The sequence below is a fragment of the Pseudomonas sp. MWU13-2862 genome, assembly GCF_023242495.1.
GTDB lineage: Bacteria > Pseudomonadota > Gammaproteobacteria > Pseudomonadales > Pseudomonadaceae > Aquipseudomonas > Aquipseudomonas gingeri_D.
Genome location: NZ_JALMEZ010000003.1, coordinates 1 through 24354, shown reverse-complemented (window position 1 = coordinate 24354; position 24354 = coordinate 1). Strand labels below are relative to the sequence as shown.

The 24354-nt window shown below is 62.1% G+C and carries 24 protein-coding genes; 16 read left to right on the top strand and 8 right to left on the bottom strand.

The annotated features are described in order from the left end of the window. Positions 1 to 118: 118 nt before the first annotated feature. The gene (locus M5C56_RS05950; RefSeq protein ID WP_103497968.1) at positions 119 to 1294 is read left to right on the top strand and encodes a tetratricopeptide repeat protein; all 1176 of its coding nucleotides are present in this window, start codon (positions 119 to 121) and stop codon (positions 1292 to 1294) included. Between the two features lie 91 nt (positions 1295 to 1385). Here the strand turns inward: M5C56_RS05950 and M5C56_RS05945 are convergent, their stop codons facing one another. Next, positions 1386 to 2513, bottom strand: a complete 1128-nt coding sequence (locus M5C56_RS05945; protein WP_103497967.1) for a S8 family peptidase — start codon at positions 2511 to 2513, stop codon at positions 1386 to 1388. A 278-nt stretch (positions 2514 to 2791) separates the two neighbouring features. On the opposite strand from M5C56_RS05945, the gene M5C56_RS05940 reads away from it, so the two are divergent. Continuing rightward, entirely contained in the window at positions 2792 to 4738 is a 1947-nt protein-coding gene (locus tag M5C56_RS05940) for an ATP-dependent DNA helicase RecQ (RefSeq protein WP_103497966.1), read from the top strand. Positions 4739 to 4760: 22 nt separating this feature from the next. Here the strand turns inward: M5C56_RS05940 and M5C56_RS05935 are convergent, their stop codons facing one another. Continuing rightward, on the bottom strand, positions 4761 to 5261 hold the full coding sequence (locus M5C56_RS05935; protein ID WP_103497965.1) for an N-acetyltransferase: 501 nt from the start codon (positions 5259 to 5261) through the stop codon (positions 4761 to 4763). Between the two features lie 100 nt (positions 5262 to 5361). Continuing rightward, complete coding sequence (locus M5C56_RS05930; RefSeq protein ID WP_103497964.1) at positions 5362 to 6120, bottom strand: DUF2059 domain-containing protein; 759 nt, start codon at positions 6118 to 6120, stop codon at positions 5362 to 5364. Positions 6121 to 6228: 108 nt separating this feature from the next. Here M5C56_RS05930 and M5C56_RS05925 point away from each other — a divergent pair, with 108 nt between their 5' ends. Both M5C56_RS05925 and M5C56_RS05920 read left to right on the top strand, forming a co-directional pair. After that, positions 6229 to 6864, top strand: a complete 636-nt coding sequence (locus M5C56_RS05925; RefSeq protein ID WP_103497963.1) for a 2OG-Fe(II) oxygenase — start codon at positions 6229 to 6231, stop codon at positions 6862 to 6864. Then, positions 6861 to 7364, top strand: coding sequence for a DUF523 domain-containing protein (locus M5C56_RS05920; protein ID WP_103497962.1), 504 nt, complete (start codon positions 6861 to 6863; stop codon positions 7362 to 7364). Before M5C56_RS05925 ends, M5C56_RS05920 begins: the two co-directional genes overlap by 4 nt. A gap of 9 nt (positions 7365 to 7373) precedes the next feature. On the opposite strand, the gene M5C56_RS05915 is transcribed toward M5C56_RS05920, so the two are convergent. Continuing rightward, positions 7374 to 7973: a transporter substrate-binding domain-containing protein gene (locus tag M5C56_RS05915; RefSeq protein WP_103497961.1), complete on the bottom strand. Its 600-nt coding sequence runs from the start codon at positions 7971 to 7973 to the stop codon at positions 7374 to 7376. 136 nt (positions 7974 to 8109) lie between these two features. Between M5C56_RS05915 and M5C56_RS05910 the strand changes: the two genes are divergently transcribed. Continuing rightward, positions 8110 to 8547 (top strand): DUF4399 domain-containing protein, encoded by a 438-nt coding sequence (locus M5C56_RS05910; RefSeq protein WP_103497960.1) that lies wholly within the window; start codon positions 8110 to 8112, stop codon positions 8545 to 8547. Positions 8548 to 8610: 63 nt separating this feature from the next. Here the strand turns inward: M5C56_RS05910 and serA are convergent, their stop codons facing one another. Next, positions 8611 to 9840 (bottom strand): phosphoglycerate dehydrogenase, encoded by a 1230-nt coding sequence (serA, locus tag M5C56_RS05905; protein ID WP_103497959.1) that lies wholly within the window; start codon positions 9838 to 9840, stop codon positions 8611 to 8613. A gap of 202 nt (positions 9841 to 10042) precedes the next feature. Here serA and M5C56_RS05900 point away from each other — a divergent pair, with 202 nt between their 5' ends. Further along, positions 10043 to 11437, top strand: a complete 1395-nt coding sequence (locus M5C56_RS05900; protein ID WP_103497958.1) for an FAD-binding oxidoreductase — start codon at positions 10043 to 10045, stop codon at positions 11435 to 11437. 37 nt (positions 11438 to 11474) lie between these two features. Beyond that, the gene (locus M5C56_RS05895; protein WP_103497957.1) at positions 11475 to 12140 is read left to right on the top strand and encodes a fumarylacetoacetate hydrolase family protein; all 666 of its coding nucleotides are present in this window, start codon (positions 11475 to 11477) and stop codon (positions 12138 to 12140) included. Positions 12141 to 12275: 135 nt separating this feature from the next. Here M5C56_RS05895 and rpiA read toward each other — a convergent pair whose 3' ends face one another. After that, positions 12276 to 12947, bottom strand: coding sequence for a ribose-5-phosphate isomerase RpiA (gene rpiA / locus M5C56_RS05890; RefSeq protein ID WP_103497956.1), 672 nt, complete (start codon positions 12945 to 12947; stop codon positions 12276 to 12278). Positions 12948 to 13062: 115 nt separating this feature from the next. Here rpiA and ilvA point away from each other — a divergent pair, with 115 nt between their 5' ends. From ilvA to M5C56_RS05870, 4 genes are all read left to right on the top strand, one after another. Further along, a complete protein-coding gene (gene ilvA / locus M5C56_RS05885) occupies positions 13063 to 14646 on the top strand; it encodes a threonine ammonia-lyase, biosynthetic (RefSeq protein ID WP_103497955.1) in 1584 nt (527 codons plus the stop codon). A 204-nt stretch (positions 14647 to 14850) separates the two neighbouring features. Then, entirely contained in the window at positions 14851 to 15279 is a 429-nt protein-coding gene (locus M5C56_RS05880) for a DUF2269 family protein (RefSeq protein ID WP_103497954.1), read from the top strand. Positions 15280 to 15301: 22 nt separating this feature from the next. Next, on the top strand, positions 15302 to 16558 hold the full coding sequence (locus M5C56_RS05875; RefSeq protein ID WP_103497953.1) for an SDR family oxidoreductase: 1257 nt from the start codon (positions 15302 to 15304) through the stop codon (positions 16556 to 16558). Next, positions 16555 to 17022, top strand: coding sequence for a DUF2269 domain-containing protein (locus M5C56_RS05870; RefSeq protein ID WP_103497952.1), 468 nt, complete (start codon positions 16555 to 16557; stop codon positions 17020 to 17022). The genes M5C56_RS05875 and M5C56_RS05870 overlap by 4 nt, the downstream gene beginning before the upstream one ends. Before the next feature lie 123 nt (positions 17023 to 17145). On the opposite strand, the gene M5C56_RS05865 is transcribed toward M5C56_RS05870, so the two are convergent. Next, entirely contained in the window at positions 17146 to 17802 is a 657-nt protein-coding gene (locus M5C56_RS05865) for an HAD family hydrolase (protein WP_103497951.1), read from the bottom strand. A 143-nt stretch (positions 17803 to 17945) separates the two neighbouring features. On the opposite strand from M5C56_RS05865, the gene M5C56_RS05860 reads away from it, so the two are divergent. Together M5C56_RS05860 and ptsP are read left to right on the top strand one after the other, a co-directional pair. Beyond that, entirely contained in the window at positions 17946 to 18425 is a 480-nt protein-coding gene (locus tag M5C56_RS05860) for an RNA pyrophosphohydrolase (RefSeq protein ID WP_040071746.1), read from the top strand. Positions 18426 to 18446: 21 nt separating this feature from the next. Next, on the top strand, positions 18447 to 20720 hold the full coding sequence (gene ptsP, locus M5C56_RS05855; RefSeq protein ID WP_100942022.1) for a phosphoenolpyruvate--protein phosphotransferase: 2274 nt from the start codon (positions 18447 to 18449) through the stop codon (positions 20718 to 20720). Between the two features lie 10 nt (positions 20721 to 20730). Here the strand turns inward: ptsP and M5C56_RS05850 are convergent, their stop codons facing one another. Continuing rightward, positions 20731 to 21477, bottom strand: coding sequence for an NRDE family protein (locus M5C56_RS05850; RefSeq protein ID WP_103497979.1), 747 nt, complete (start codon positions 21475 to 21477; stop codon positions 20731 to 20733). Between the two features lie 110 nt (positions 21478 to 21587). On the opposite strand from M5C56_RS05850, the gene M5C56_RS05845 reads away from it, so the two are divergent. The 3 genes from M5C56_RS05845 to M5C56_RS05835 all read left to right on the top strand — a co-directional run bounded on the left by M5C56_RS05845 (position 21588) and on the right by M5C56_RS05835 (position 24337). Continuing rightward, positions 21588 to 22370 (top strand): sulfite exporter TauE/SafE family protein, encoded by a 783-nt coding sequence (locus M5C56_RS05845; protein ID WP_103497950.1) that lies wholly within the window; start codon positions 21588 to 21590, stop codon positions 22368 to 22370. A gap of 125 nt (positions 22371 to 22495) precedes the next feature. After that, complete coding sequence (lgt, locus tag M5C56_RS05840) at positions 22496 to 23317, top strand: prolipoprotein diacylglyceryl transferase (RefSeq protein WP_103497949.1); 822 nt, start codon at positions 22496 to 22498, stop codon at positions 23315 to 23317. Between the two features lie 48 nt (positions 23318 to 23365). Beyond that, complete coding sequence (locus M5C56_RS05835) at positions 23366 to 24337, top strand: thymidylate synthase (protein WP_103497948.1); 972 nt, start codon at positions 23366 to 23368, stop codon at positions 24335 to 24337. Positions 24338 to 24354 lie beyond the last annotated feature (17 nt).

Below are 24354 nucleotides of genomic sequence, written 5' to 3'. Positions count from 1 at the left end.
ACAAAAATGAAATTTTCCTTTTGAAAAGCAGGCACCTCAGACAAAAAATCGGTATGTTTCCCACCAATTTTTAGGGCGCCATCCGGTGCTCGATTTTTGCACTTAAAGGGAGTTAAGTATGTCTCTGCTTCGCGTGGCCTCGGTATTGTCGTTGTGTGCCGCCGCCTGGTCGGTCCAGGCCGGGCAATTGCCCATCGAAGTCCTCAGTGCCGTGGTCAAGGATCAGAAGATCGCCGACGCCGAAGTGCTGTTGCAGCGCAACGGTGAGCAGAACGTGGTTGGCAAGACCAACGCCCAGGGTCAGGTCGTTCTCGAGGCCAACTTCGCCGACGATGCCAGCAATCTGCTGATCATCAAGAAGACCGGTTATTCCAATCTGGTGGTCAAGTGCCCCTGCAAGGACATGACCTATGCCGTCAGTCCAGTGATGCAGAGCCTCGACGGCCTGCGCGTGGTGCTGACCTGGGGCAAGACTCCGGCAGACCTCGACTCCCACATGATTTTCCCCGGCAACAATATCTACTTCGAACAGCAGAAGGGCACCGACGCCGAATTGGACGTGGATGACACCGACAGCTATGGCCCGGAAACCATCACCCTGCAGAAGAAGCACTACGGCGAAAGCTATGTGTATGCGGTGCATGACTACACCAACGCCAACAATCCGAGCTCTCGCCAGTTGTCCAACAGCCAGGCCACGGTATTTGTCTACATGGGGCAGTCCCTGGTCCGTACCTATTACGTTCCCGTCAATCGCAGCGGCAACCTGTGGACCGTGTTCCGTATGACCGGCAACGGTGACTTCCAGGACATCAACACCTTCAGCGGTGTGACCGTGGAGGCCAAGAATGTGTTGAATGAAGTCTCGCCGCTGCTTGACGACAAGGTCGCGGTCGCCGAAGTGGCGGTCAGCTCTACGGCGCAGATCGATGCGAAGGCTCTGAATGTGAAAGGCGAGGTAGCCTACAAGGCCGGTAATCTGGAGCAGGCGATTGCCTTCTTCCGTCAGGCCATCGATCTGAACAACGGCTTTGGTCAGGCCTACAGCAACCTCGGTCTGGCGTATCAGAAGGCCGGTAATACTGCTGAAGCCATTTGGGCCAACCGCAAGGCCGTTGCCCTGGCAGCCGGCAACTCGGCCAACACCGTGCGCGCGAGCTCGTACTACAACATTGCCCGTATCTATGAAGACGCCGGGCAGTTCTCCGACGCCCAGCGTCACTACGAGTTGGCCAAGGAACAGAAAGCCAACCCGGTGTACGACACGGCGATCGAGCGGGTAAAAAATCGCTGAATCGCACACTGATCCAACCCCACAACGCGCCCTGTCTGGCGCGTTGTTCGTTTCTGGGGGCCGTTACGGGGTGTTCTATCCCGCAGGACCGTTATCGGTAGGCGAGATTTGTCGGCTGCTGCTCCGCACGCTCGCCTGCCAGCCGCGTCGCCGCCGCCAGATCCATCAGGCCACGCCCATAAGCCTCCCCCTTGGCAAAAAAACCGTTGTTGTTGGCGCTGTCGAGCAATACATCACGCAGTTGCTGGGGTGTGAGTTCGGGAAAGCGACTTTGCAGGGCGGCAAGCGCGCCGCTGACCAGCGCCACGGCAGGCGAGGTACCGGCCGTTTCCTTGTAGCCGCCCTTGGCACTGGTGGTCAGCAAACCTTTGTCGACGCCACCATCCCCGCCCGGGACCGCAATGCACCAGCGTTCGGCCACGCCGCAGTAGTTGGACTTCTGGTTGATAAGCGTGCCGTCATTCTTCAGCGCCACCACGGCGATCCAGCCCTTTTCCAGCTCCGGCAAGGCCACGGGCAGACCGGGTTCGGCCAGGGGTTCGCGGCGTAGCTCATTGCCCGTGGGAAAAACAAACACGGCGCCGTCGGCCACCAACTGGCGAGCAACCGGCAAGGAATCGCCCATCACCTGTTTGTAGCGCGCTTCAGTGATTTCGGTGGCGGGAATGTCGTTGGCCCAGGAGTTACTCAGGATCCGGGCCCCGGCCGCGAAGCTGTCTTTCCAGGCGCGGGCGATCTGATCGTCGAAAAAGAACGGTTCGTTGTTGTCGCCGATGCGCATGGCGATCAGCTTGGCATCGAAGGCGATGCCGTGCATGCCCTGGCCGTCGCGGTTGGCGGCGATAATGCCGGCCATCTGCGTGCCATGGCCGTGGGGATCGATCAGTTCGGGGACGTCGCGCACGTAATCGTGGCCAGGTGTGGCGAGGCGGTCCTTGAATTCGGGCAGTTCGGTATTGAGGCCTGAATCGATGATCGCCACGCTGATACCTTTGCCGGTGCCGCCCTGTGCATAAAGTGCCGACGCCTTGACCAGTGCCAGCGCGCGTTGGGCCTTGTATTCGGGGGTTTCGAAGCGGCTGGAGAGCGGCTCGGTCTCAGCCGCGCCCGGCTTGAGCAGGCTGGAGTCCAGGCCGGACAGGCAGCCGCTCAGCAAGAGAGGCGCCAGGAGCAGGCCGTGACGGGCCAAGCGAGAGAAGGGGCGAGGTGCGGTGTCCATATAAGCTCCTGTGCAAACGAGGGCCGTTGAACCGTCCGTTTCAACGGCGCAGTGATCGGCGACTGGGCGTCAGTTGCCAAAGGAGCTTCGATGTAACCGGCATTTCCACAGGCGCGCACTTGAGGATTTGTATCCGGGTATTGGCCGCCATCGCGCAACCGCGGCCTGCTTTGCGCTAGTCTGGCGCGCCGTAGCAGTTTGTAATGCTTGCCTCGGACCTTTTCTCGCCCGACCGCCTAGGGTTTGTTTATCCACAGCGGTCAACGGAGTGACAGCTTATGCACGACACCCTCCAGCGGGTTTTTGGTTATCCACAGTTTCGCGGCGGCCAGGAGGCCGCGATCAGCGCGGTATTGGCCGGGCGTTCGGCGGCGGCGATCTTTCCCACCGGTTCCGGCAAGTCCTTGTGTTATCAACTGCCGGCGCTGCTCCTGCCGCACCTGACGCTGGTGGTGTCGCCGCTGTTGGCGCTGATGCAGGACCAGCTTGCGTTTTTGCAACGCCACGGTATCGCAGCGGCGAGCATCGACTCGGCCCAGAGCCGCGATGAAGCCAATGCGGTGATGGCCCGGGCCCGCTCCGGCGAGCTGAAGATCCTGATGATTTCCGTGGAGCGCCTGAAGAACGAGCGCTTCCGCAATTTTCTCCAGCAGGTGCGGATTTCCCTGCTGGTGGTGGACGAGGCGCACTGTATTTCCGAGTGGGGCCACAATTTCCGCCCGGACTACCTGAAGCTGCCGGACTATCAGCGCCAGTTCCGCATTCCCCAGGCCTTGCTGCTGACCGCCACCGCGACGCCGAAGGTGATTGCCGATATGCAGGCCAAGTTCGCCATTGCACCGGACGATGTGGTCACCACCGGTTTCTATCGGCCGAACCTGAACCTGCTGGTGGAATCGGTCGGTGGCCAGGACAAGCATCGCCGGCTGGTGGAGTGGCTGGGCGGGCGCCTCGGGCAGCCGAGTATCGTCTACGTCACCTTGCAGAAGACCGCCGAGCAGATCGCCCAGCACCTGAGCCGCAACGAAATCCCGGCCACGGCCTATCATGCCGGCTTGCCCCATGAGCAGCGGGAGGCGATCCAGAAGCAGTTCATGGCCGGGCAGTTGAACTGCATCGTCGCCACCATCGCATTCGGCATGGGCATCGACAAGGCCGATATCCGTAACGTGGTGCATTTCGACCTGCCCAAGTCCATCGAGAATTACAGCCAGGAAATCGGCCGGGCCGGGCGCGACGGCCAGCCTTCCGATTGCCTGGTGCTGGCCAACCGCGACAGCCTCAATGTGCTGGAGAACTTCGTCTACGGCGATACGCCGGAGCTGGAGGGGATTCGTCGGGTGCTGGACGAACTGAAGGGGGCAATCCCGGATGGCCAGTGGGAGTTCCTGCTCGGGCCTTTGGCGGACCAGAGCAATATCCGCCAGTTGCCGCTCAAGACCTTGCTGGTGCAGTTGGAGTTGCGTGGCTTGATCGCGCCGCGTTATGCGTATTTCGCCGAGTACCGTTTCAAGTTCCTGGTGGAGCCCGAGGTGTTGCTGGCGAAGTTCGAGGGCGAGCGGCGCGACTTTGTCTCGGCGATTATCCAGACCTCCAGCCGGGCGCGGACCTGGGCCACGGTGAACTTCGACGCCTTGTATCAACAGCATCAGGCCGAGCGCGGCCGGGTGGTGAAGGCCTTGGACTTCTTCCAGGAGCGGCGCTGGATCGAGCTGGAAAGCAAGCAGATGACCGAGGTCTACAGCCTGTTGGTCAGCGACTTCGATTCCCATGCCCTGAGCCTGGAGCTGTACGCCTATTTTGCCCAGCACGAGGTCAGCGAGATTGCGCGGATTCACGCGATGCTGGCCTTGTTTGCCACCGAGCAATGCCTGGGCTACCGGTTGGCCCGCTATTTCGGCGACGAGCAGGCGCCTGAGCGCTGTGGGCATTGTTCGGTATGTCACGGGCAGGTGGCGTGCCTGCCGGAGCCGCCGGCGTTGCCTGCTCTTGATCAGCGCGACTTTCCGGGGCTGTGCAGTGGTTTTATCCACAAGCACCAGGAGCACAACGGGCATTCGCCGAGTGCGGAGTGCCTGACGCGCTTCCTCTGCGGTATCAGCGTGCCGTTGTTTACGAAGTTGAAGGCCAGGGCGCTGCCGGGGTTTTCGGCGCTGGAGGCCTATCCCTATGCCGATGTGCGGGAGTGGGTCGCGGCCTGGTCCCTTGAGGGGCAGGCCGCCTAGGGGCTACCGAGGGCGCTGCGTCTTATTGCACAACCGGTCGGTCACTGAGCACGGCGTACTCGTCGCCTTCCAGCGTAAAGCCTGCGACTTCGTGCATGCCCAGGCGTTCATGGGCTCGCAGCGAGGTGGTGTTGTCCCGGCGTATGAATAGAATCGCTTCACGACCGGGGCAATGCCGCTGAAGTTGCGCGTAGAGCTGCGGCAGCAGGCCTTGGCCTCTTTCCGTGCTGGCGATGCAGGCGGGGCCGTACACGTAGGCGTCGGGCGTACCCGGCCATGCGCTCAGCATGGCCTGGATCGATGGCGGCGCGGGGTGCATATCCTTCGGCGCGCTGAACAATACGCCAACGACACGGGCATCGCGGAAGGCAACCACCACGGGGGAGCCGCCAAGGGCCATCTGCCTGACCTTGTCGAGAGGAAACTCTCCGGTCAGCGATCCGCCCTGGGAAGGGGAATTGGCCTGGAGCAGTTGGGCGATACCCTCGATATCAGCAGCGGTAGCAAGGTTGATCCTGTACATGGGTGGTCTCCTGGGGGGAGGCGAACCTACTGCATGGATGGCGCCCAAGTTTTTATATTACGCCCGGATTTCGAGCGTTGCAGGCATGGCCGTGTTGCCTTCAGTTTTCAGGCGGCGCGGTTGGCAGGTTCTGTCCCACCGCCAGCCCGGCGCGGATCGCGGCCAGCGCGGCCTGGTAGTAGGCCTTGCCTTCCGGCGACTCGGCAAAGTTGCTGAACTCTTCCAGCTCCGGGTCGGACAGGCCGCGATAGACGTAGAGCAGGGTGTTATCCAGGTCGTTGCCGATCTGTTCCATCAAGCGTTCGCGCTGGCCGTTCAGCATGCTTTGTGCCGCGCCGGCACCGAGCAGCCCCGGAATCATCGAACTCAGGCTGTCGGCCGCGACGCCGGCGATGGCCAGGCTGACTTCCGCCCCGGCTTCGCGCGCCGGCAGCGCACGGCCCAGGTGGTTGATCAGCAGGCGCCGGGTGGCACTGGCTTCGATATGCGGCAGGCCCTTGGCGTTCTTGGCCAATTGGTCGCGGCGGGTGGCGAGCAGTTCGGCGGAGACGATCTTGCGCCCCAGCGGTGACTGGAAGAACGTCAGGGCCGGCTTCGGGTTGGCGAGGTTCTGGCGCAACTGGGCCTCGGCCCGCTGGTCCATGGCCTGGGGCGCGAAACGCTGGTTGCTGTTGCTCACCAGCGCGTCATAGACCGCCGGTGGCAGGCTGTTGCGGTACTTTTGCTGGGCGGCGCTCAGGGCATCGTTGAAATGCGCGCGTTGTTCCGGCCAACCGGCGACCCGGTACAACTGGTCGTGGTTGTCTGCCCAGGCGGGCAAGGTGCAGAACATCAATAGCGAAAAAAGCAAACGGCGCATAGGGACTCCTGTCTACAGCCGGCTATTGTCCCGGCGAGCGCGGTACTTGTCGAGAATTCCTGTAAGTCGTTCGGGGGGCTCTGTCGGATTTCCGGGCTTCTGGATACTATGCGCGGCATGCACATTCCCTCTGATCACCCGCTGCTGCTACGTATCGTCGACGACCTGGCCGAGCGTGGCTGGTCGCAGCAGAATATCTTCCTGCCGCAGGCGCTGACCCTGGCCCTGGCCGCCGAGTGCCGCCAGCGATCCGCCGAGGGCGAGCTGACCCCGGCTGGCGTGGGACGCGGGCCTGCCCAGGAAGTGCGCGAGGGAATTCGTGGCGATCATATCCAGTGGCTGGAACCCGGCCAGACCAGGCCCTGCGATGAATACATGGGGTTGATGGACAGCCTGCGCGAGGCCCTCAACCGTGGCCTGTTCCTGGGGCTCGAGGATTTCGAAAGCCATTTCGCGCTGTACCCGCCCGGAGCCTTCTACAAAAAACACGTGGACCGCTTCCGTGATGATGATCGACGGACGGTGTCGGCGGTTATCTACCTGAACGATGCTTGGTTGCCGGAGCACGGCGGCCAATTGCGTATGTACCTTGACGACGGCGTGGAGCATGACGTGGTTCCGACCGGCGGTTGCCTGGTGCTGTTCCTCTCGGGGGAGGTGCCCCATGAAGTCTTGCCGGCGACCCGTGAACGCCTGTCACTGACCGGCTGGTTTCGTCGGCGCGGGAGCGATCCGTTTCCATGAAGCAGAAGATTCTGGTCAGTCGCTGCTTGCTGGGGCATCTGGTTCGTTATGACGGTGGCGCCAGCGGGCCTTACGCGCAGCTGTCCCAGTGGCAGGATGAAGGTCGGGTGGTGCCGTTGTGCCCGGAAGTGGCCGGTGGCCTGCCGACGCCCCGTGCGGCAGCGGAGATTCCCGGCGGGCAGGGGGCGCAGGTGCTGGAAGGGCTGGCCCGGGTGATCACCACCGAGGGCGAGGATGTAAGCGAAGCCTTTCTCTCTGGTGCGTATCAGGCGCTGGAGTTGGTGCGGCGGCATGACATCCGTATCGCGGTGCTCAAGGCCAACAGCCCGTCCTGTGGCAACCTGTTGACCTATGACGGGACCTTCAGTGGGGTGAAGGTTCGCGGCGAAGGGGTGACGGCGGCCTTGTTGAAGCAGGCCGGCGTGCAGGTGTTCAGTGAGTTGGAACTGCCTGACGCGCTTATCGCCCTGCAGGTCCTGGAGCATCACCCGAAGCCGTAAACCGCTGGCTCACGGCTTCGGCGGCTGAGTCGCATCTATCCCGAACCACTTCTTTGAGAGCGCCGCGAGGCGCCCGTCCGCCTTCATGCGCTGCAGCGCATTGTCCAGGCTTGCCTGGAACGCCGGGTTACCCTTCTGAAACGGAATCGCCAGGGCCACTGTCGGCCCGTCGGAGTCCTCCGGAACCAGTGGTAGCGAGCTGTCGCGCATGGCGAAGGGGATCTGTGTCGGCGGTTCTTCCCGGTGTGTGATCCATTTCATGCTGGGATAACCATAAGGCTCGCTGAAGTCGTAACGTTTTCTCAGTTCTGCAGTCATAGGCATGTGGTTGATGGCGACATCGTACTTTCCACTCTCGACGCCTTGCAGCAGGTCGGTGACGTCGGTGGGGACAAACGAGGCCTGCACGTCCAGTTCCCGGGCCAGTTGTTCGCCCAGTTCGACTTCGAAGCCGGTCAGGCGCCCGTCTTCGGTAAAGCCGAAGGGTCGCATGTCGCCTTCCAGGGCAATGCGCAACTCGCCCCGGTCGTTGACGTCATCAATCAGTTCAGCCTGGACGAAAGGGCTGACGAAAGGCAGTAAAAGTAATAGGCCAGGCAGAAAACCCATGGTCGCTCCCGAATTGGAATACAAATATGTACCGCGCCGTTCAGGCACGCTTTGCTATGTTATTGAGTGCCTTGGACCACAAATCGCCACAAAGTTGTCATAACCGTACTGAAATTGCGGAAAACTGGAGAAGTTAATGAAAACCTTAGTGTCTCGTGTTGCGTTGGCTACTGTTTTGCTGGGTTCTTCGATGCTGGCGGTTGCGGATGATCTTCCGCGTATTGCGGCGCCCAAGGACGCCAAGGTCTTTATCGTTTCGCCGAAAAACGGCGCCACGGTCGACAAGACCTTCACGGTCAAGTTCGGCATGAAGGGCCTGGTGCTCAAGCCGGCCGGTGACGAAACGCCAGGCTCCGGTCACCACCACCTGCTGGTCGACCAGAAGGCCCTGCCGGACCCAGCCCTGCCGATTCCGGCGACCGACACCGTGATCCACTACGGCAAGGCCCAGACCGAAACCCAGCTGACCCTGACCCCGGGCAAGCACACCTTGCAACTGGTGGCGGGTGACAAGGGGCATATGCAGTTCAATCCGACCGTCGCCTCGAAAGTCATCACCGTCAACGTGAAGTAAATCCGTGTCAGAAAAAAAGGGAGGCCCTCGCAGGCCTCCCTTTTTTCGTCCAGCGCTTGAGGCTTAGAACAACACGCGGGACCGGATGGTGCCGTTGATGTGTTGCAGCTTCTCTTGCGCCAGGTCCGAGTACTCGGCGTCGACGTCGATCACCACGTAACCGACTTTCTCGTTGGTCTGCAGGAACTGACCGGAGATGTTAATGCCGTTTTCCGCGAAGACCTTGTTGATTTCGCTCATCACACCCGGGATGTTCTGGTGGATGTGCAGCAGGCGATGCTTGCCTGGGTGAGCCGGCAAGGCCACTTCAGGGAAGTTCACGGACGATACCGAGGTACCGTTGTCGCTGTACTTGACCAGCTTTTCCGCCACTTCCAGACCGATGTTGGCCTGGGCTTCGGCGGTCGAGCCACCGATGTGCGGGGTCAGGATCACGTTGTCCAGGCCACGCAGCGGGCTTTCGAACTCTTCGTCGTTGGAGCGTGGCTCCACCGGGAAGACATCGATGGCCGCGCCGATCAGGTGCTTGTCCTTGATCGCGTTCGCCAGGGCGTCCAGCTCGACCACGGTGCCGCGTGCGGCGTTGATCAGGATCCCGCCTTTCTTGATCGCGCGGATTTCCTTCTCACCGATCATCCACTGGGTCTCGGCGGTTTCCGGAACGTGCAGGGTGACGATGTCGGACATGCCCAGCAGGTCGGTCAGATTCGAGACCTGGGTGGCGTTGCCCAGCGGCAGCTTGGTCAGGGTGTCGTAGAAGAACACCTGCATGCCCAGGCCTTCGGCCAGAACCGACAACTGCGTACCGATCGAGCCGTAACCGATGATCCCCAGCTTCTTGCCCCGGATTTCGAAGGAGTTGGCCGCGCTCTTGATCCAGCCACCGCGATGGCAGGAAGCGTTCTTCTCGGGAATGCCGCGCAGCAACAGGATCGCTTCGGCCAGCACCAGCTCGGCAACGGAGCGGGTGTTGGAGTACGGGGCGTTGAACACGGCGATGCCGCGCTCGCGAGCCGCGTTGAGGTCGACCTGGTTGGTGCCGATGCAGAAACAACCGACAGCGACGAGTTTCTTCGCGTGTTCGAAGATGTCTTCGGTCAGTTGGGTGCGCGAGCGAATGCCGATGAAGTGGGCATCGGCGATCTTTTCCTTCAACTGGGCTTCTGGCAAGGAGCCAGTCAGGTACTCGATATTGACGTACCCGGAGGCCTTGAGGACGTCCACGGCGGATTGGTGGACGCCTTCGAGAAGAAGGAACTTGATCTTGCTCTTATCGAGAGAAGTCTTGCTCATCTGCGTAAACCTGTGTCCCGGAGAAAAATGGCAGGGAAATGGACAGCTTGAGCTGACCGCGCGGCGTGATCGCCGGCACCGCAGATCGGCCTGATAGCACGCTTCTGCGGGGGGCGTATGCTAGCATATGCGACCCGCAAACACTCATTCTGCGACGTGAAGCGTCCTCAGGATGACCATGAATTGTTCGAGAGTTCTGTCGATGACCCATCCTGCCCTGATTGATGAGCTGAAGACCCTGGTTGAGCCTGGTAAGGTCCTGACCGATGCTGACTCCCTGAATGCTTACGGGAAGGATTGGACCAAGCATTTCGCTCCCGCGCCGATGGCCATCGTGTTCCCGAAGACTACCGAACAGGTCCAGGCCATCGTGCGCTGGGCCAACCAGCACAAGGTCGCGCTGGTGCCATCGGGCGGTCGTACCGGGCTGTCCGCCGCGGCCGTGGCGGCCAACGGTGAAGTGGTGGTGTCCTTCGACTATATGAACCAGGTGCTGGACATCAACCTGACCGACCGCACCGCGGTTTGCCAGCCTGGCGTGGTCACCGAACACCTGCAGAACGTGGCCGAGGAAAAGGGCCTGTACTACCCGGTGGACTTCGCCTCGGCCGGTTCCAGCCAGATTGGCGGCAATATCGGCACCAATGCCGGCGGGATCAAGGTGATTCGCTACGGCATGACCCGCAACTGGGTGGCCGGCATGAAGGTGGTGACCGGCAAGGGCGATGTGCTGGAACTGAACAAGGACCTGATCAAGAACGCCACCGGCTACGACCTGCGCCAGCTGTTTATCGGCGCCGAGGGCACCCTGGGTTTTGTGGTCGAAGCCACCATGCGCCTGGATCGCGCGCCGAAGAACCTGACCTGCATGGTCCTCGGCACCCCGGATTTCGACTCGATCATGCCGGTGCTGCACGCGTTCCAGGGCAAGCTGGACCTGACCGCCTTCGAATTTTTCTCCGACAAGGCCCTGGCCAAGGTCCTCGGCCGTGGCGACGTGCCGGCGCCGTTCGAAACCGACTGTCCGTTCTACGCCCTGCTGGAATTCGAGGCGACCACTGAAGAAGTGGCCAACCACGCCCTGGAAACCTTCGAGCACTGTGTCGAGCAGGGTTGGGTGCTGGACGGCGTGATGAGCCAGAGCGAAACCCAGTTGCAAAACCTCTGGAAGCTGCGCGAGTACATCTCCGAGACCATTTCCCATTGGACGCCGTACAAGAACGACATTTCGGTCACTGTGTCGAAAGTGCCAGCGTTCCTCAAGGAAATCGACGCCATCGTCGGTGAATACTACCCGGACTTCGAAATCGTCTGGTTCGGTCACATCGGCGACGGCAACCTGCACCTGAACATCCTCAAGCCGGAAAACCTGAGCAAGGACGAGTTCTTCGCCAAGTGCGCTACCGTGAACAAATGGGTGTTCGAAACCGTCGAGAAGTACAACGGTTCGATCTCCGCCGAACACGGCGTGGGCATGACCAAGCGCGATTACCTGACCTACAGCCGTTCCCCGGTTGAAATTGAATACATGAAAGCGATCAAGGCGGTGTTCGATCCGAACGGGATCATGAACCCGGGCAAGATCTTCGCGGTTTGAACCAGAAGTCACTGATGACAAAGACCAGGAGTCAGTCATGAGCTATCAGCACCAGTATGTCGACGGTACCCGTATTCACTTTCCTCTCGGCAAGGTGGTATGCATCGGCCGTAATTACGCCGAGCACGCCAAGGAACTGGACAATCCGGTGCCGACCGAGCCGTTGCTGTTTATCAAGCCGGGCAGCTGCGTGGTGCCGATCGAGGGTGGTTTCAGCATTCCGGCGGACCGTGGTTCGGTGCATTACGAGGCCGAGATTGCCGTGTTGATCGGCAAGCCGCTGTCCAACAAGCCGAGTGTTGAAGAGGTTCTGGATGCCATTTCCGGGTTTGCGCCGGCATTGGACCTGACCTTGCGTGACAAGCAGGCGGAGCTGAAGAGCAAGGGCCTGCCCTGGGAAGTCGCCAAGTCGTTCGACGGTGCCTGCGTGCTGTCGCCGTTCGTGGTGGGGAGTACCTTCCCGGACCTGACCCAGATCGGCATTCGCCTGACCATCAACGGTCAGGTTCGCCAGGACGGGATCAGCAGCGACATGCTCAACCCGATCGTGCCGATGATCCAGTACATGGCCGCATGCTTTTCGTTGCAGGCCGGTGACGTGATCCTGACCGGTACGCCGGTGGGCGTCGGCCCGCTGAATGCCGGGGATGAGCTGGTACTGGAATTGCCGGGCGCCAGCCGCTTCAACAGCAGCGTCCGTTAATCCCGACGCCCCCCCTGTAGGAGCGAGCTTGCTCGCGATGATGGCACAGACACCGTGGGGCATCAGGCGCCCCGCGTTATCGTTAACGCCCATCGCGAGCAAGCTCGCTCCTACAGAGGGGGGGCGGTGCTTGCCTCAGGCCTTGAGGGTCTTCACGCCTTCGCTGGTGCCCAGCAGCAGCAGGTCCGCCGGACGCGCCGCGAACAGGCCGTTGGTGACCACGCCGACAATCGCATTGATCTGGCTTTCCAGCTCCACCGGGTTGGTGATCTGCAGGTTGTGCACATCCAGAATGATGTTGCCGTTATCGGTCAACACGCCCTCGCGATACACCGGATCACCCCCCAGTTTCACCAACTGGCGCGCCACATGGCTGCGGGCCATGGGGATCACTTCGACCGGCAGCGGGAAAGCGCCGAGCACCGGGACCAGCTTGCTGCCGTCGGCGATGCAGATAAAAGTCTTGGCCACGGCCGCGACGATCTTCTCGCGGGTCAGGGCCGCGCCGCCGCCCTTGATCAGGTTCAGGTGTTCGTCGCTTTCGTCGGCGCCGTCGATGTAGAACTCCAGGTCGCTGACGGTGTTCAGCTCATAGACCGGAATCCCGTGGCCCTTGAGGCGCGCGGCGGTGGCTTCGGAACTGGCGACCGCGCCGTCGAAGGCGCCCTTGTGTTGCGCCAGGGCGTCGATAAAGCAGTTGGCGGTGGAGCCGGTGCCCACGCCGATAACGCTTTTGTCATCGAGCTTGGGAAGGATGAAGTCGACAGCGGCTTGGGCCACGGCCTGTTTGAGTTGATCCTGGGTCATGCGGGCTCCGAAAGCGGGCAGGGGGTGTGCGAAAGGCCGGCATTATAAGCGTCGGGGCGGGGAAGGTCATTGTCCGTTTGGCCGCAGGCACGGGCAATAAAACCTCAGGAACCCTGTGGTCGTTGCCGCAAGCGCTGGGTTAGACTCCTCGGTCCCTGTCCACACCCGCCAGCGATGCCTTCCGATGCTTGAACAGTACGTCAAGAAGATCCTCACCTCGCGCGTCTACGACGTTGCCGTGGAAACCCCGTTGCAGACCGCTCGCCAGCTCTCCGAGCGGCTGGGCAACAAGGTCTGGCTCAAGCGCGAAGATTTGCAGCCGGTGTTTTCCTTCAAGATTCGCGGTGCCTACAACAAGCTGACCCAGCTTAGCGAGGCCGAGCGCGCCCGTGGCGTGGTCACGGCATCGGCGGGCAACCATGCCCAGGGCCTGGCCCTGGCGGCCAAGGTGCTGGGGGTCAAGGCCACCATCGTGATGCCCAAGACCACGCCGGAAATCAAGATCGAAGGCGTGCGCTCCCGGGGCGGCAAAGTGGTGTTGCATGGCGACTCTTTCGCCGAAGCCCTGGCCCATTCCCTGCGGCTGGTCGAGGAAAAAGGCTACGTCTATATCCACCCCTACGATGATCCGCACACCATTGCCGGGCAGGGCACCGTGGCGATGGAGATTCTGCGTCAGCATCCGGGGCCGTTGGATGCGATCTTCGTTCCGGTCGGTGGCGGCGGCTTGATTTCCGGGATCGCGGCCTATGTGAAGTACCTGCGGCCGGAGATCAAGGTGATCGGTGTCGAGCCGGATGACTCCAACTGCCTGCAACAGGCCATGGCCGCCGGCGAGCGGGTGATCCTGTCCACCGTGGGGTTGTTCGCCGACGGCGTGGCCGTGGCGCAGATCGGCCAGCACACCTTCGACATCTGCAAGGACTATGTCGACGAGGTGATCACCGTCAGTACCGACGAGATCTGCGCCGCGATCAAGGATATCTACGACGATACCCGCTCGATCACCGAGCCGGCCGGTGCCCTGGGTGTGGCTGGGATCAAGAAATACGTCGAGTCGCGCAAGATCACCGGGCAGACCCTGGTGGCCATCGACTCCGGCGCCAACGTCAACTTTGACCGCCTGCGCCATGTGGCCGAGCGTGCCGAGTTGGGCGAAGGGCGCGAAGCGATTATCGCCGTGACCATTCCGGAGCGACCGGGCAGTTTCAAGGCGTTCTGCGAAGCCATCGGCAAGCGTCAGATCACCGAATTCAATTACCGTTATCACACCGGCCACGAAGCGCATATTTTCGTCGGCGTGCAAACCCACCCCGACAGCGATCCGCGCAGTGCCCTGATCGACAGCCTGACCGGCCAGGGTTTCCCGGTGCTGGACCTGACCGACAACGAGCTGGCCAAGTTGCATATCCGTCATATGGTCGGTGGCCATGCGGCCCGTGTCAGTGACGAGATGGTGTTGCGCTTCGAATTCCCGGAGCGTCCGGGGGCGTTGTTCAACTTCCTCAACAAGCTCGGCGGGCGCTGGAATATCTCGATGTTCCATTACCGTAACCATGGTGCCGCCGATGGCCGGGTGGTCGCGGGCCTGCAGGTGCCGGAGGAAGAGCGTCATCTGGTGCCGGCGGCCCTGGCGGAAATCGGCTACCCGTATTGGGATGAAAGCGATAACCCGGCGTATCGGTTGTTCCTCGGCTGAAACACGGTGGATGGCTGCTAAGCTGATGGGCAGGTTCCATTCTGAAAGGCACCGCGTAACCTTGTAGGAGCCTGGCTTGCCAGCGAAGCTTTTGACGCTCTCACGGGCCCCTTCGCTGGCAAGCCATGCTCCTACACGGGAGGTGTTCGACTCTGCATCTGATTGCTGCTCGAAAGTTGATCGTAAAACCAAGGAAACGATGAAATGGAAACCCTCACTGCCTTGAAACTGCTACACGGTGCGGCGCCGGTGCTTTTGCTGGGCAGCGCGCTGGCGGTGACGATCAGGCTTTGGCGCGGACGCCGTGCCGGCGATACAGCCATTCAAAATCACACTTTGCAGCGTCCCTGGTTCTTCGTTTGGGGGCTGATGGCGCTGTGCCTGGCCGTGCTGCCGGTCAGTGGCTGGTGGTTGGTGCACCTGTCCGGTTGGCCGTTGGGTCAGACCTGGCTGCTGGGTTCGAGTGTGCTCTACACCCTGTGTACCCTGAGTTGGGTGTGGCTGGTGGTCCGTCTCAATCGCCTGCGCCGTGGTATCACGGCGCGGCATCCAGGGTTTACGCTGGCCCTGGCGATTTTCACGGTTGTCGGTTTTGTCGCTATTGCGGGCCTGATGGGCGCGAAACCGGTTTAAGCCGTCAGGCCGGGGATTTACCATGAAGGTGCTTCTGGTGGGGGCCACGGGGTTCGTCGGCCGCCATTTGCTGGCGGCGTTGAGTGCCGCCGGTCACGAAGTGATCGCCACCAGCCGTGATCATCACCTGCGCTCGCTACCGGGGGTCGAATGGCAGGTGCTCGACCTGGATCGGTTGGCCGAGGACTCCAAGCATTTCATCCTGCCCCATGGTATCGATCTGCTGATCAATGCCGCCGGGTTGCTGAGCACTGATGAGCAGGCACTGCGCCTGACCCAGGACCTGGGCACCCGGGCGCTGTTCGACCTGGCGGCGCGCCGTGGCGTGCGGGTGCTGCATATTTCCGCGCTGGGCGCCGGCGAGCAGCCGGATGTGCCATTTCTGGCGAGCAAGGCGGCAGCGGATGATTACCTGATGACGCTCGGCGTGCCGGCCGTGGTCCTGCGCCCCTCGTTGCTGCTGGGGGCCGGCGGGGCCAGCAGTGCCTGGCTGGCGCGCCTGTCGCCCTGGCCGCTGATCCCCTTGCTGGACCTGCAAGCGCGCTTGCAACCGCTGCATATCGACGATTTGTCCGCCGCCGTGCTGGCCTTGCTGCGGCATTGGCCGGCGCACTCCCAGGTGTTGCCGCTGGTGGGGCCGCAAGTGCTGACCCTGGCGCAAGTGCTCGATCAGTTGCGTGCGGCCCAGGGCTGGGGGCCTGCGCGGTATGTGAAGGTGCCGGGGATCTTGTCGCGGGCCGTTGCCTGGCTGGGCGAGCGCCTGGGCTGGCGGGCCTTGAATCGCCAGAGCCTGCGCATGGCCCAGCGTGACAATGTCGCCGGTCCCGAGGCGTTGGTCGAGGTCTGTGGTTACCGCTCCGCGCCGCTCTCCACTCGCCTGCAGGACTGGCCGAACGCCGGCCAGAGTGTCCAATCGGCACTGCGACCGTTGTTGCTGGCGGTGATGCTGTTGATCTGGCTGGGCACGGCGGTGGTTTGCCTGGGGCCGGGTTATGACTGGAGCCTGCGGATCATGGCCGAGGCCGGGGTAAGCGGGGACTCCGCAGCGTTCGCGGTCTACGCCGGGTCGCTGTGCGACGGGCTGCTGGGCCTGGGGATGTTGTTCCGGCGTACGCGCAAGTGGGCGTTCCGGGCGCAATTGCTGTTGATGGGGGCCTACACCCTGATTATCAGCTTCGTGCTGCCGCACTACTGGTTTGACCCTTATGCCGCCGTCGCCAAGAACCTGGTGCTGATGGTGGCGACCCTTTGGCTGCTTTGGACCGAACCGCGTCGATGAGTGCTTACCTGCTGCTGAAAACCTTGCATATCCTGTCTTCCACCATTCTTTTCGGCCTGGGTGCCGGTTCCGCGTATTACGCCTTGCGCGCCTGGCGCACGGGCAACGTCGAGGTGATTGCGGCGACCTTCAAGCACCTGGTGTTCGCCGATTGGGCTTTTACCACCACTACGGCGGTGTTCCAGCCGTTGAGCGGGCTGGGGTTGATGCATCTGGCGGGCTGGCCGATCCAGCAAGGCTGGCTGGTGTGGAGCCTGGGCCTGTTCGTGTTGGCGGGGATCTGCTGGCTGCCGGTGGTCTGGCTGCAGATCCGGGTGCACAGGATGGCCGAGCAGGCCTTGGGTGACGGCACGGCGATGCCGATCCAGGCCGAGACCTATATGCGCTGGTGGTTTGTGCTGGGCTGGCCGGCGTTTTTGTCGTTTATGGCGATTTTTTATCTGATGGTTGCCAAGCCGGTCTGATCTGACACCGAGTCGCCTTCTTCGCGGGCAAGCTCCGCTCCCACATCGGGTCCTGAGTCGTACGCACCTTCTGTGCACGGCGCAAATCTAATGTGGGAGCGGAGCTTGCCCGCGAATAGGCCATCAATCGCGCAGCGTAATCACCGGCCATCCACGCTTCTCGGCTTCGGCCCGCAGATTCGGATCCGGGTCCACCGCCACGGGATTGGCCACCTGCTCCAGCAACGGCAGGTCATTCATCGAATCGCTATAGAAATAGCTGTCTTCCAGGCCATGCCCGGTTTCTTCCAGCCAACGGTTCAAGCGCGTCACCTTGCCCTCGCGAAAGCACGGGATATCGGTGCTGCGCCCGCTGTAGCGGCCGTCGATCATCTCGCACTCGGTGGCGATCAGGGTCTCGACCCCCAGCCGCGCGGCAATCGGTGCCGTGACAAAACGGTTGGTGGCGGTGATGATCACCAGCTTGTCGCCGGCGTCGCGGTGTTGGGCCAGCAACGCCAGGCCCTTGGGCAGCACGATGGGTTCGATGCAGTCGCGCATATAGTCGCGATGCCACTCGTCCAGTTGCGCCATCTCGCTGCGGCCGAGAATTTCCAGGCAGAAATTCAGATACTCGGCGTTGTCCAGGCGGCCCGCCAGATAATCCTGGTAGAACTCGTCGTTGCGGGTTTTATAGGCCACCGGGTCGAGAATCCCCCGTTCGCAGAGGTAATCGCCCCAGGCGTGGTCGCTGTCGCCGCCCAAAAGTGTGTTGTCCAAGTCGAATAAAGCCAGACGCATTGCGGTTACTCGCTGATAAGCCTGTAAAAAGGCCTCCAGAATACGGTCTTTTCACAAGAGTGCACATAAGGTAGGCAGGCTCGTTGCTGCTTTCACAACCTTTGTGGAACAATGCGTTGACATGCGTTTGCGAGGTGGTTGCCGTGATCGACCCCGATGGTTTCCGTCCTAATGTCGGGATAATTCTGACGAATGATGCTGGGCAGGTCCTCTGGGCACGTCGCATCAATCAAGATGCATGGCAGTTTCCGCAAGGCGGGATCAACCCGGACGAGACGCCTGAAGACGCTTTGTACCGTGAATTGAACGAAGAAGTCGGCCTGGAACGCGAGGATGTGCAAATTCTGGCCTGTACCCGGGGCTGGTTGCGCTATCGTTTGCCGCAACGCTTGGTGCGTACCCACAGCCAACCGCTGTGCATCGGCCAGAAGCAGAAATGGTTTCTCCTGCGCCTGCTCTCCAACGAGCAGCGGGTGCGGATGGATTTGACCGGTAAACCGGAGTTCGATGGCTGGCGTTGGGTCAGCTATTGGTACCCGTTGGGCCAGGTGGTGACATTCAAGCGCGAGGTCTACCGTCGCGCGCTCAAAGAGCTTGCCCCGCGCCTGTTGGCGCGCGACTGACACGGAGTTCGACCCCGAGCCATGCTCAATACGCTGCGCAAGATCGTCCAGGAAGTTAACGCCGCCAAGGATCTCAAGGCGGCGTTGGGCATTATTGTATTGCGCGTCAAAGAGGCCATGGGCAGCCAGGTCTGCTCGGTCTATTTGCTGGACCCCGAAACCAACCGCTTTGTCCTGATGGCCACCGAGGGCTTGAACAAGCGCTCGATCGGCAAGGTCAGCATGGCGCCGAACGAAGGCCTGGTTGGCCTCGTGGGTACGCGCGAAGAACCGCTGAACCTGGAAAACGCCGCCGATCACCCGCGGTATCGCTACTTTGCCGAAACCGGCGAGGAGCGTTATGCCTCCTTCCTCGGTGCGCCGATCATCCACCATCGCCGGGTCGTCGGCGTGTTGGTGATCCAGCAGAAAGAGCGTCGCCAGTTCGACGAGGGCGAAGAAGCCTTCCTGGTGACCATGAGCGCCCAGTTGGCCGGCGTTATCGCCCATGCCGAGGCCACCGGTTCGATCCGTGGGCTGGGGCGTGAAGGCAAGGGCATCCAGGAAGCCAAGTTCATCGGTGTGCCGGGTTCGCCGGGTGCTGCGGTGGGTACGGCGGTGGTCATGTTGCCGCCGGCGGACCTGGACGTGGTGCCGGACAAGGCGATCGCCGATATCGATGCCGAACTGGCGCTGTTCAAGACCGCCATCGAAGGCGTGCGTGCCGATATGCGCACGCTCTCGGCCAAACTCGCGACCCAGCTGCGTCCGGAAGAGCGCGCGTTGTTCGACGTCTACCTGATGATGCTCGACGATGCCTCCCTGGGCAGCGAAATCACCAACGTGATCAAGACCGGCCAATGGGCCCAGGGCGCCTTGCGCCAAGTGGTGACCGATCACGTCAACCGTTTTGAACTGATGGACGACGCCTACCTGCGCGAGCGTGCGTCGGACGTCAAGGACCTCGGGCGCCGGCTGCTGGCCTATCTGCAATCCGAGCGCCAGCAGGCCCTGGTCTACCCGGACAACACCATCATGGTCAGCGAAGAGCTGACCGCGGCGATGCTCGGCGAAGTACCGGAAGGCAAGCTCAAGGGCCTGGTCTCGGTACTGGGTTCGGGTAACTCCCACGTGGCGATCCTGGCGCGGGCCATGGGCATTCCAACCGTCATGGGCCTGGTGGACCTGCCGTATTCGAAGGTCGACGGCATCGAGATGATCGTCGACGGCGCCCGTGGCGAGGTGTTTACCAACCCCAGCGAAGTGCTGCGCAAGCAATACGCCGGTGTGGTGGAAGAAGAACGCCAGCTGTCCGAGGGCCTGGACGCCTTGCGCGAGCTGCCGTGCGTGACCCCGGACGGCCATCGCATGCCGCTGTGGGTCAATACCGGCCTGCTGGCGGATGTGGCCCGGGCGCAGCAGCGCGGGGCCGAAGGTGTCGGCCTGTACCGCACCGAAGTGCCGTTCATGATCAACCAGCGTTTCCCGAGCGAGAAGGAACAGCTGGCGATCTATCGCGAGCAGTTGTCGGCGTTCCATCCGCAACCGGTGACCATGCGCAGCCTGGACATCGGCGGCGACAAGTCGCTGCCGTATTTCCCGATTGAAGAAGACAACCCGTTTCTCGGCTGGCGCGGTATCCGCGTGACCCTCGACCACCCGGAAATCTTCCTGGTACAGGCGCGGGCCATGCTCAAGGCCAGCGAGGGCCTGAACAACCTGCGGATCCTGCTGCCGATGATCTCGGGCATCCACGAGATGGAAGAGGCGCTGCACCTGATCCACCGGGCCTGGGGCGAGGTGCGCGACGAAGGCACCGACGTGCCGATGCCGCCGGTGGGGGTGATGATCGAGATTCCGGCGGCGGTCTACCAGACCCGCGAGCTGGCACGGCAGGTGGACTTCCTCTCGGTGGGCTCCAACGACCTGACCCAGTACCTGCTGGCCGTGGACCGCAACAACCCACGGGTCGCGGACCTTTACGACTACCTGCACCCGGCGGTGCTGCAAGCCTTGCAGAACGTGGTGCGTGACGCCCATGCCGAAGGCAAGCCGGTGAGTATCTGCGGCGAGATGGCCGGTGATCCGATGGCGGCGGTGCTGTTGATGGCGATGGGCTTTGACAGCCTGTCGATGAACGCCACCAACCTGCCGAAGGTGAAATGGATGCTGCGTCAGATCAATCTGAGCAAGGCCCAGGAACTGCTGGCCCAGGTGATGACCATCGACAACCCGCAGGTGATTCGCAGTACCTTGCAGTTGGCGCTGAAGAACCTCGGGCTGTCACGGATGGTGGTGCCGACTGTCACGCATTGAGAGGGCGGAGCTAGACCTTTAGCTCCACCTCTCCCAGATGCCCGCCATACGGCCCGAAGCTGCGCTCCATGAGATGGCGCGTGCCATCGGCGTGGCTGATCAGCACCGTGCTGGCCCGTGTGCCGTAGGTGGGGCTGGAGATAAACACGCTGGACAGCAGACTCTCGGTTGTCTGTCCCACTCCGGTGTCCGGCAACTCGGCAAGCGGCGCGATCGTCGGGTCGCCGAGCATCGCCAGCAACGCCTCCGGTCGCGGATCCGCCAGTTCCCAGGACAGCGCCGCGCGGGCCTTGAGCAGTTTCGGCCAGGGCGTATCGAGCCCGGCATTGGACAGCCCGTAGACACCCTCCGCCAGTTGGCGCGGTTCACCCTCGTGGGAATTGAGATGCCACAGCGCATCCGCTGTTCCCAGGAGCAGGTTGAACCCGGCATATTCTGCCGATCTTGCGCGAATTTCGGCTAAATACTCATCAATCGGCAGGCCTTCGGTGAGAAAGCGCGCCACCAACTCCCCCCGTGAGCGCCGGGCCACCGGCTGGTGCGGATTGCGGATATTGGTCAAGGCCGCAAAGCGCCCCCGGGCCCCGATCCCCAGCCAGGTCCCGCCCGCCTCCAGATCACGCCCCGCATACACCTGCGGCGCTTCTGGCCATTGCGCCAGGGGCAGGCTTGGTCGGGCATAAAATTCGTCACGGTTGGCCGCGACGATCAGCGGCTGGGCGTGGCCCGGGCGCCAGGCAAAGACAATCAGGCACATCAGGTGGTCCTCGATGTTTTTGCCCACTCTACGCAGGGTATCCATCGCCATCCAGTAGAGCCGTGTGCCGCCTTCCGTTACCATGCCGGACTTGTTTTGCGGGGTCGCGCATGGAATTTCTGCTCTATCTGGTCTTGGGGGCCTGCGCCGGCGTGCTGGCCGGGCTGTTCGGCGTGGGCGGCGGGATCATTATCGTCCCGGTGCTGGTGTTCAGTTTCACCCTGCAAGGGTTCGATCCGCTGATCCTCACGCACCTGGCGGTGGGCACGTCCCTGGCGACGATCATTTTCACCTCGTTCAACACCATTCGCGGGCATCACAAGCGCGGCGCGGTGCTCTGGCCGGTCTTTGCCTGGATGGCCGTGGGCATCCTGCTGGGCTCGGGCCTCGGCGCCTTGACCGCCAAGGCCATCGCCGGCCCGCACCTGCAGAAGATCATCGGCGTGTTCGCCCTGGTGGTGGCGGCGCAGATGGCGCTGAACCTCAAGCCCAAGGCCAGCCGCAGCGTGCCCGGCAAGTTCGGCCTCGGCCTGGCGGGGGCGTTTATCGGCTGGGCCTCGGCGATTTTCGGGATCGGCGGCGGCTCCCTGACCGTGCCGTTCCTGACCTGGCGCAGCGTGCCGATGCAGCAGGCGGTGGCGACGTCCTCGGCCTGTGGCTTGCCGATTGCCCTGGCCAGTACCTTGAGTTTCATGATCCTGGGTTGGCACGATCCATTGTTGCCGGCCCACAGCCTGGGCTTTATCTATTTGCCGGCCTTGCTCGGGATTGCCCTGACCAGTATGTTTTTTGCTCGCTTCGGTGTGCAACTGGCGCACCAACTGTCGCCGCTGTTGCTCAAGCGGCTGTTTGCCGGCCTGTTGTTCATTGTCGGCCTGAAGTTCCTGATCTGAGCCACAGGCTCGGTTCAGTCATGCCGGCGCAATATTGGCTTAATGGCGCGGTTGCAACATGACCCGCCGGCCCGGGCGATTGCTGTTCGCCGGGCCCTGAATTTTTACTCTATCGAGGAGTTGCAATGCTGCCTTACCCGCAGATTGACCCGGTGGCCCTGGCCATCGGCCCGCTGAAAATCCACTGGTACGGCCTGATGTACCTGGTCGGCATTGGCGGTGCGTGGCTGCTGGCCTCCCGGCGCCTGAACCGTTTCGATCCGACCTGGACCAAGGAGAAACTCTCCGACCTGATCTTCTGGCTGGCCATGGGTGTGATCGTTGGCGGGCGCCTGGGTTATGTGCTGTTCTACGATCTGAGCGCCTACCTGGCCAACCCGACGCTGATCTTCGAGGTCTGGAAGGGCGGCATGGCGTTCCATGGCGGCTTTATCGGGGTGATGGTGGCGGCCTGGTGGTTTGGCCGGCGCAACGGCAAGTCGTTCTTCCAACTGATGGACTTTGTCGCGCCGATGGTTCCGATCGGCCTGGGTGCCGGGCGGATCGGCAATTTCATCAACGCCGAGCTGTGGGGCAAACCGACCGACTTGCCGTGGGCGATGATCTTCCCGCCGTTCAGCGACCCAGCCCAGTTGCCGCGTCACCCGTCGCAGCTGTATCAGTTCGCCCTGGAAGGCGTGGCCCTGTTCGTGATCCTCTGGTTGTTCTCGCGCAAGCCGCGGCCGACCATGGCGGTTTCGGGCATGTTCGCGTTGTTCTACGGGATCTTCCGTTTTGTCGTCGAGTTCGTCCGGGTGCCGGATGCGCAGCTCGGCTACCTGGCGTTCGGCTGGGTGACCATGGGGCAGATCCTCAGCCTGCCGATGATCATCGGCGGCCTGGGCTTGCTGTGGTTCGCCTATCACCGCGCCCCGACTACACCGGCCGCGAAAGACGCCGCGCTTTAAATTCGAATCGGGGCTCGCGGGCCCCGTATTCAAGGATGCAGGTAACTCATGAAGCAATATCTCGAACTGGTCGCCCACGTCATCAAGAACGGCACCAAGCAGGCCAACCGTACCGGTGTGAACACCATCAGCTTTCCCGGGGCCATGCTGCGTTATGACCTCCAGGAAGGTTTTCCGGCGATCACCACCCGCAAGATGGCGTTCAAGTCCGCTGTCGGCGAGATGTGCGGTTTTCTCCGTGGGGTGAACAGCGCCGCCGAGTTCCGTGCGCTGGGCTGCAAGGTCTGGGACCAGAATGCCAACGAAAACGCCCAGTGGCTGGCCAACCCGTTCCGCCAGGGCGAAGACGACCTGGGCGAGATCTATGGGGTGCAATGGCGTAAATGGCCGGCGTACAAGCAGATTGCCAAGAGCAACGTCGCGGCTATCGAGCAGACCTTGGGCCAGGGTTATCGGCAGATTGCCGAGGGCGAGGAAAACGGCCAGGCCTATGTGGTGCTGTACAAGGCCATCGACCAGGTGCGCCAGTGCGTCGACACCATCATCAAGGATCCGGGTAGCCGGCGGATTCTGTTCCATGGCTGGAACTGTGCGCAGCTGGATGAAATGGCGTTGCCGCCGTGTCATTTGCTGTATCAGTTCCATCCGAATGTGGAGACCAAGGAGATTTCCCTGACCCTCTACATCCGTTCGAATGATCTGGGGTTGGGCACGCCGTTCAACCTGACCGAAGGCGCGGCACTGCTGAGCCTGATCGGGCGCCTGACCGGTTATACGCCGCGCTGGTTCACCTATTTCATCGGCGATGCCCATGTGTATGAAAACCACCTGGACATGCTCAACGAACAGCTGACCCGCGAGCCGTTCCCGATGCCGAAGCTGGTGATTTCCGAGCGTGTGCCGGAGTTTGCCAAGACCGGGGTGTACCAGCCAGAGTGGCTGGAGCTGGTGGAGCCGGGGGATTTCTCGCTGGAAGGCTACCAGCACCATGCGCCGATGACGGCGCCGATGGCGGTCTGAGGAGTATCACTATCCCT